Origin of the sequence: Actinospica acidithermotolerans (assembly GCF_018139625.1) — a bacterium.
In the GTDB taxonomy this organism is placed as follows: domain Bacteria; phylum Actinomycetota; class Actinomycetes; order Streptomycetales; family Catenulisporaceae; genus Actinospica; species Actinospica acidithermotolerans.
The window spans coordinates 1-7,607 of the sequence record NZ_JAGSOH010000197.1 but is presented as its reverse complement, the minus strand read 5'-3'; the positions used below and the strand labels follow the sequence as shown (position 1 = coordinate 7,607).

Below are 7,607 nucleotides of genomic sequence, written 5' to 3'. Positions count from 1 at the left end.
CGTCCCCCACCTCGTCTCCGAGCCCGCCACCGACCTCCTCCCCGAATCCGTCGCCGAGGCCGCCACCGACCCGCTCGTCTCGCTGCGCCTCGTCCCCGGACCGCTCGTCGTGGACACCGGCAGCCAGCAGGCTCTGTGGGGACGCGAGAGCGTGCCGGACCGGGTCGGCCGCGCCGCGGAGCGGGTACAGGCGCTGCTCGGCCACGACGGCGTCACCCTGCTGCACCTGACCGGCGGCCGCGACCCCGCAGCCAGGATCGCCCGGGCGCCCTGGGGGGAGAAGCCGCCCGCCGACGTCGCCGCGGACCCGGGCGCCCCGTGGCCCGGCTCCGTGCCGGAACCCGCGCCCCCGCTGCTTCCGGAGGACCAGCCCCCGGTGCTGCTGCTCGACGCGAAGGGCGCGCACGTCGAGGTGTCCGGCCGGGCCAGGCTCAGCGCCCGGCCCGCCGTCCTCGTCCTCGGCGGCAGTCCGCTGCAGGTCGCCGCGTGGGCGGGCCCCTGGCCGTACCACGAGCAGCCCTGGCGCCCCGTCACCTCCCGCCGCCGTGCCCGCCTCCAGGTCTCCACCGACGACGGCCGCGCCTTCCTGCTCGCCCTCGAGCACGGCGCCTGGCGGGTCGAGGGCGTCTACCGCTGACCGGCGCGGCGTACGGGGAAGGCCCAGGCCGGGGTAGCACCCGGACCGGGGTAGCACCCGGCCCCCGGGGTAGCACCCGGACCGGGGAAGCGCCCAGGCCGGGGTAGCACCCGGACCCCCGGGGTAGCACCCGGACCCCGTCCGGCTCAGCGGAAGTCGCGGCCGCGGAGCCGGCTCGGCTGGGCGGCCACGCGCAGCGGCGCGAGCCGTCCGGCGACGATGTTCAGCGCGCCGCCCCCGTGGTCGGAGCGCTCCAGGCTGCCGGTGATCCGCAGCGCCCCGTGCATGAGCCCGATCCGCTGGTAGCGCTGCCAGACCTCCGGCGAGCACACGACGTTGACCAGCCCGGTCTCGTCCTCCAGGGACAGAAAGCACACCCCGCCCGCGGTCGGCGGCCGCTGCCGGTGGGTGACGATCCCGGCGACGTGCACCAGCCTGCGGTCGGGCAGGCCGTCGAGGTCCGCGATGCGCACGTGACCGGTGGCGTCGAGTTCGGGCCGCATGTGGGCCACGGGGTGGGACTCGGGGGAGGTGCCGGTGGCCCACAGGTCCGCGAAGGTCTGCTCGACGGCGGTCATCGGCGGCAGCGCGGGAACGCGGTCGCTGCCGGAGGTCCCGGGCAGGTGGGCGTCGGTGGTGCCGGCCAGCGAGCCGGCCCGCCACAGCGCCTCGCGGCGGGTGAGGCCGAAGCAGCCGAACGCGCCCGCGGTGGCCAGCGCCTCCAGCGCCGCCCGCGGCAGCCCGGTCCGGCGCACGAAGTCCTCCATGTCGGCGTAGGGGCCGTTCGCGTCCCGCTCGGCGGCCACGCGCTCGGCCGGCTTCGCGCCGAGGTCGCGCACGGAGGCGAAGCCGAGGCGGATCGCCGGCTGCGGATGAGGCGAGGCGAACGGGTGCGTGGGTTTGTACGCCGCCGCCTCGTCCGCGCTCGGCGGCTCGAGGGTCGCGGCGTCCCGCGAGCGGTTGGCGTCGACTCCGCGCACGATCACGCCGTGCCGCCGCGCGTCGGAGATCAGCGAGGCGGGGCTGTAGAAGCCCATCGGCTGGTTGTTGAGCAGCGCGGCGGTGAACGCGGCGGGGTAGTAGAGCTTCAGGAACGAGCTCGCATACACGAGGTACGCGAACGAGATGGAGTGGCTCTCCGGGAACCCGTATGAGCTGAAGGCCTCGAGCTTGCGGTAGACGTCCTCGGCCAGTTCGCCGGTGATGTCGTTGGCGGCCATCCCGCTCAGCAGCCGCCGCTTGAGCGCGAGCATCTTCTCGGTGGAGCGCTTGGCGCCCATGGCCCGGCGCAGCCGGTCGGCCTCGGCGGCGGAGAAGTTCGCCGCGGCGATGGCCATCTGCATCACCTGCTCCTGGAACAGCGGCACCCCGAGGGTGCGCTCCAGCGGCCCGGCCAGCAGCGGGTGCGGCGGCTCCGCCTTCTCGTCGCCGCTGCGCCGCCGCAGGTACGGGTGCACGGCGCCGCCCTGGATCGGCCCGGGCCGGATCAGCGCGATCTCGATGACCAGGTCGTAGAACTTACGCGGTTTCAGCCGCGGCAGCGTGGCCATCTGCGCCCGGGACTCGACCTGGAAGACGCCGACCGAGTCGGCGGCGCAGAGCATGTCGTAGACCTTCTCGTCCTCCTTCGGGACGGTGCCCAGGGTCATCTCGACGCCGTGCGCCTCCCGGACCAGGTCGAAGCAGTCGTGCAGGGCGCCGAGCATGCCGAGGCCCAGAAGATCGAACTTCACCAGCCCCGCGTCCGCGCAGTCGTCCTTGTCCCACTGGATCACCGAGCGGTTCTCCATCCGCGCCCACTCGGTGGGCACGACCTCGGCCACCGGCCGGTCGCACAGCACCATGCCGCCGGAGTGGATGCCCAGGTGCCGGGGCAGGCCGTGCAGCCGGTGCGCGAGGTCGAGCACGTCCTCGGGGATGCCGGCCGAGGCCAGGTCGGCCGCGCCGGTGTACGGCCCGAGCCGCTTGGACCACGCGTCCTGGCTGCCCTGCGCGTAGCCGAGCGCCCGGGCCGCGTCGCGCACCGCGCCCTTGGCCCGGTAGGTGATCACGTTGCAGACCTGCGCCGCGCGGTCCCGGCCGTACCTGCTGTAGATGTGCTGGATCACCTCTTCGCGCCGCCCGGACTCGATGTCCAGGTCGATGTCCGGATAGCCCTCCCGCTCCGGGCTCAGGAAGCGCTCGAAGACGAGGTCGTATCGGATCGGGTCGACGTTCGTGATCCCCAGCGCGTAGCAGACCGCCGAGTTCGCCGCCGAGCCGCGGCCCTGGGCCAGGATGTCGTTGTCCCGGCAGAATTTCGCGATCTCGTAGACGATCAGGAAGTAGCCGGCCATCCGCCGCTCGGCGATCACCCCGACCTCGTAGTCCAGCTGCCGGTAGGCGGCCGGGTTCTCCCGGCGCGGCCCGTAGCGCTCCCTGGCCCCGGTCTCGACGAGCTCGCGCAGCCAGGAGGACTCGTCGTGCTCGCCGGGCACCTCGCGCGCGGGCAGGCCAGGGATCACCACGGAGAAGTCGAAGCGGCAGGCGCGGGCCAGCTCGACGGTGCGCTCCAGGATGCCGGGGAAGCGGGCGAAGCGCTCGGCCATCTCGACGCCCGAGCGCAGGTGCGCGGTCGGCGCCGCGGGCAGCCAGCCCTCGATCTCGTCCATCGACCGGCGGGCCCGCAGCGCGGCCAGCGCGCACGCGGTCACGTACTCGCCCGGGGTGGCGTAGTGCACCTGGTTCGTCGCGATCGTCGCCACGCCGTGCCGGTCGGCGAGCGTGGCCAGGGCGTTGTTGCGCGTGTCGTCGCCCGGCATGTCGTGGTCGACCAGCTCGACCGCGACGTTGTCCCGGCCGAACAGCGCGCGCAGCCGGTCCAGCTCGCGTCCCGCCGCGTCCCAGCCCTCGGCGGCCAGCGCCCGGGGGACCAGGCCCTTGCGGCAGCCGGTCAGCACCGTCCAGCGCCCCTGCGCGCGCGCCGCGAGTTCCTCGATGCCGTACACGGCCCGGCCCTTGCCGTCCCCAGCCAGGTGCGCGTCGCCGATCGCCTTCGAGAGCGAACGGTACCCGTCCACGTCGCGGGCCAGCAGCAGCAGGTGCGCGCCCGCCGGATCGGGCACCCCGGTGCGCTCGACCCGGTCGGCGGCCAGCGAGAGCTCCGCGCCGAACACCGTGCCGACCCCGGTGCCCCGCGCGGCCTGCGCCATCCGGACCACGCCGTACATCCCGTCGTGGTCGGTCAGCCCGATCGTCTCCAGGCCGAGCCGCGCGGCCTCGGCGACCAGCGCCTCCGGCTCGGAGGTTCCGTCCAGGAAGCTGAACCCGGAGTGCACGTGCAGCTCCGCGTAGGGCACCTCGGCCGACGCCCGCCGCACCGGCGCGCGCGGCTCGTCGCCGGCCGGCCGCCGCGCGCTCAGCTCCCCGTACCGGGTCCAGGACAGGGCCTTGTCCAGCTCCCGCCACGGCACCACCGGATTGTCGAAGCCCATCGGCGCACCTCCCGACGGCCCGTAGCGGTTCGAACGTTTGAGCGATGAGTATCAACCAGTTTCACTCGGCGCCCGAACCGTGTCAAGCGTGCGCGGTCAGCGTGCGCGCTGATCAGCCGCCCGGTGCCCGCTCAGGTCGGCGCCCGCCCATCGCCGCCCACGCGTCCGCGACGAGCGAGTGCAGATCGGAGCGCTCCGGACGCCAGCCGAGCTCGGCCCGGATCCGCCGCGTGTCGGCCAGCAGCATCGGCGCCTCGCCCCGGGACGGACGGTGCTCCACGGGCACGTCGCGCCCGGTCACCTCCCGCACCGTCCGCACGACGTCGAGAACCCGCGCGCCCGTCGCGCCGACGTTGAAGGCCGCCCGCCGCCCCGGCACGACGTGGCCGAGCGCCGACTCGAAGGCCCTCGCCACGTCACGCACGTGCACGAAGTCCCGAACCGCCTCGCCGTCCCCGTTGATCTGCAGCGCCGGAAGGGCGCCGCGCGCCACGGCCAGCGTCTTCGGGATGATCGTGTCCGGATCCCCGGTCCGCCCGCCCACGGCCCCCGCCACGTTGAACAGCCGAAGCGCCACGGCCCCGAACGGCGAGCCGGAATCCGCCAGCGCGAGGACATCCAGCTCCGCCGCGCGCTTCGTCTCCCCATAGTCGTTCGTGCTCTGCCACGGAAGGTCCTCGGGGATCGGCTGCAGGGCGGGCTGCCCGTACACCGCCCCGGTCGACGCGAGCACGAACCGCACCGGCCGCCCGGACCGCGCGGCCTCGGCAGCCGCCGCCTTCGCCACCGTCACCGCGCCGCCGTGGTTCACCGCCCAGTACTCGGCCGCACGCTCCCGCGCCTCGCGCACCCGGACCAGCGCCGCCAAATGGCAAACGCCGTCCACGTCCCGCACCGCCCGCGCCATGGCCTCCGGATCGCGCACGTCCCCGCAGACGATCTCGAGACCGCCGTCGCCGTCGCCGTAGCCACTGCTGCCGACATCGTCGCCGCTGCCGACGCCGTCCGCCCGACTCGTCAACGCCCGACTCGTCAACGCCCGAACCCCGTGCCCCGCCGCCGCCAGCCGCTCGACCAGCGCCGTCCCGACGAACCCGAAAGCGCCCGTGACCAGTACTCGCACGCGCGCAAGCAAACCATCCGGAACCGTTATGTGCCAATTCCGGCCTGCGGGGCGGTAGAGTCGTCAACTGTGGCCCTGATTGGCAAACTGCTGATGAACCGGCGCGCCGGGGAGAAGGATCTCGCCTGGAACGAGGTCGTGCTCACCGGGCCGGAGACGCTGAAGCTGTCCAGCCCCGCGTTCGCCGACGGCGACCCGATCCCGTTCGAGCACGCCGGGAGGCGGATCGGCGGCCAGAACATCTCGCCCGCGCTGGCCTGGAGCGAACTGCCCGCGGACGCCGCGCAGCTGCTGCTGTTCATCGAGGACGTCGACGCCCCGACCGCGAAGCCCTTCGTGCACTGCGTCGCCCTGATTAACCCGCACCTGGCGGGCGACGGCCTGCCCGCCGGCGCCCTCTCCCGCGACACCCTCGGCCCCGGCGTCACCCTCCTGCGCTCGCAACTCGGCTCCGGCTACCGCGGCCCGGAACCGATCAAGGGCCACGGCCCGCACCGCTACGTTTTCCAGCTCTTCGCCCTCGGAACTCCGCTGCCCGGCACCGTCGACGGCATGTCCCTCACCCGCATCCCCCCGCGCCGCATCCCCCGCCTGGCCACCACCGGCAGCCTCCTCTCCCGCGCCCGACTGACCGGCACCTACGAGCGCTGACCGGAGGCGGCCTGCCGGAGGCGGCCCTGCCGGCGGCGACCTGCCGGTGCCAACCTGCCGGTGGCGGCCCGACTCACCACCTTCCCCCCTAAACGCGGACCGCGGTCGTCCCCGCCGACGCCTCCGAGCGTCGATCGCCGCCACAGCTACTGCAACTGCACTGCTACTGCTACTTTCTACAGCTACAGCTACAGCTACAGCTACAACTACCGTTCCCCGAGTTCGTACTCGAACCAGATCCGATGCGTACCGTCCGCGTCGATCGCCATCCCACCGGTGCCACGGATGCCGCCCAGCTCCCCGGTCCCACTCGTCGGCACGATCGTGAAGAACTCGTCCGCGCGGTCCGTCCCACCGGTCGTCGCCGAGTGCGCGAAGTTGAACGCCCCGGCCCGGCCGTCCACCGTCCCCTCGAACGACTCCATCGCCACATACGTGCCGACCCCGGTCGCCTGATCGAACGCCGCGGTGAACAGCGTGGCCGAGCGGCCCGCGACTTCGCCCTCGTACTGTTTCTGCATCGTGGAAACACCCACCGGCAGTCCCGTCGTCACGGCCGGGTCCGGCGACAGCTGCGTGGGCGTGAACGCGACGACTTTGAACGTTCCTGATGCTCTCACGGGAAAATGATAGAGAATGCTGCCATGCGACGGATGGCAGCACGCCCCCGCGCCGGAGTCCGCAGGTCGCCGCGCGGTCGACGGGGCCGATACGCCGCGCTTGCGCTCGCTGCCGTCACCGTGGGCGCGGTGGTCGTGGTGGCGCGCAACTCGGCGTGCGCGTCGGCACTGCCGCAGCAGTCCGGCGGCGCCCTCGCGGCCGACACGCGTTTCTACCTGGATCCATACTCCGCCGTCGGGTACTGGGACGCGCACAACACCGCGAACCCGCTAGAGCCCGCGATCGCCAGCCGAATAGGCGACATCCCGTCGGGCATCTGGTTCACGCAGTACGATCCCGACCGGATAGCCACGCAGATCCGCCAGATCACCGCGCAGGCAGCCGCCGAGAACACCGTGCCGGTGCTCGTGCTCTACGACATCCCCGACACCAACTGCAGCACCTCCAGCGGCGCGCCGTCCGTCGCCGCGTACGAGTCCTGGGTCTCGGACTTCGCCTCAGGCCTCGGCGACCACTCGGTCATCGTCATCGTCGAGCCGGACGCGCTATCCCTGGAGAGCTGCCTGAGCGCACAGCAGGCCGCCGCCCGCAACGGCGCCATCGCGTACGCCGGATCCGCCGTACGCAAGGCGGATCCCAACGCCCGCGTCTACTTCGACGCCGGCAACTCGTCCTGGAACTCCGCGTCGGTCCAGGCCCAGCGCCTAGCCGCGGCCGACGTGACGACGAGCGCGAACGGCATCTTCTCGAACGTCTCGAACTTCCTACCCACAGCCAACGAGGTCGCCTACGACGAGCAGGTCCTAGCCGACCTAGGCAGCAACTCGAGCCTGCACATCGTCATCGACACAAGCCGCAACGGCAACGGTGCCGGCAACACGTGGTGCGATCCCGCCGGTCGAGCACTCGGCCTGACCCCGACCGCCAACACCGGCAACGCACTCGTCGACGCATACCTGTGGGTCAAGGACCCAGGCCAATCAGACGGCTGCGCCGCCTCCGCAGGCGCCTTCGACCCGCAACTCGCCTACGCCCTCATCGCCAACGGCCCCGGCGGCGCCCCCACCCTGGCCGCGACCACAACCGCGACCAAGTCCACCGC

General features: G+C 73.1%; 5 protein-coding genes and 1 pseudogene. 3 read left to right on the top strand and 3 right to left on the bottom strand.

Annotated features, from left to right (window positions below; all coding sequences use genetic code 11):
- Positions 1-637 (top strand): annotated as a pseudogene (locus KDK95_RS33205) (DNA polymerase Y family protein); the annotation flags it as partial.
- A 146-nt stretch (positions 638-783) separates the two neighbouring features.
- Here KDK95_RS33205 and KDK95_RS33200 read toward each other — a convergent pair.
- Positions 784-4,110, bottom strand: a complete 3,327-nt coding sequence (locus KDK95_RS33200; protein ID WP_212522327.1) for an error-prone DNA polymerase — start codon at positions 4,108-4,110, stop codon at positions 784-786.
- Between the two features lie 112 nt (positions 4,111-4,222).
- Complete coding sequence (locus tag KDK95_RS33195; protein ID WP_212522326.1) at positions 4,223-5,233, bottom strand: NAD-dependent epimerase/dehydratase family protein; 1,011 nt, start codon at positions 5,231-5,233, stop codon at positions 4,223-4,225.
- Positions 5,234-5,302: 69 nt separating this feature from the next.
- Between KDK95_RS33195 and KDK95_RS33190 the strand changes: the two genes are divergently transcribed.
- Complete coding sequence (locus KDK95_RS33190) at positions 5,303-5,884, top strand: YbhB/YbcL family Raf kinase inhibitor-like protein (protein ID WP_307844874.1); 582 nt, start codon at positions 5,303-5,305, stop codon at positions 5,882-5,884.
- Positions 5,885-6,090: 206 nt separating this feature from the next.
- On the opposite strand, the gene KDK95_RS33185 is transcribed toward KDK95_RS33190, so the two are convergent.
- The gene (locus KDK95_RS33185) at positions 6,091-6,504 is read right to left on the bottom strand and encodes a DUF3224 domain-containing protein (RefSeq protein WP_212522325.1); all 414 of its coding nucleotides are present in this window, start codon (positions 6,502-6,504) and stop codon (positions 6,091-6,093) included.
- 33 nt (positions 6,505-6,537) lie between these two features.
- Here KDK95_RS33185 and KDK95_RS33180 point away from each other — a divergent pair.
- Positions 6,538-7,607 (top strand): glycoside hydrolase family 6 protein (locus KDK95_RS33180; RefSeq protein WP_212522324.1); only part of this gene is annotated, 1,070 nt, incomplete at its 3' end.

Coding starts and splice junctions, on each gene's coding strand:
- KDK95_RS33200 (WP_212522327.1), bottom strand. CDS start 4,110: ATGGGCTTCGACAATCCGGTGGTGCCGTGGCGGGAGCTGGACAAGGCC.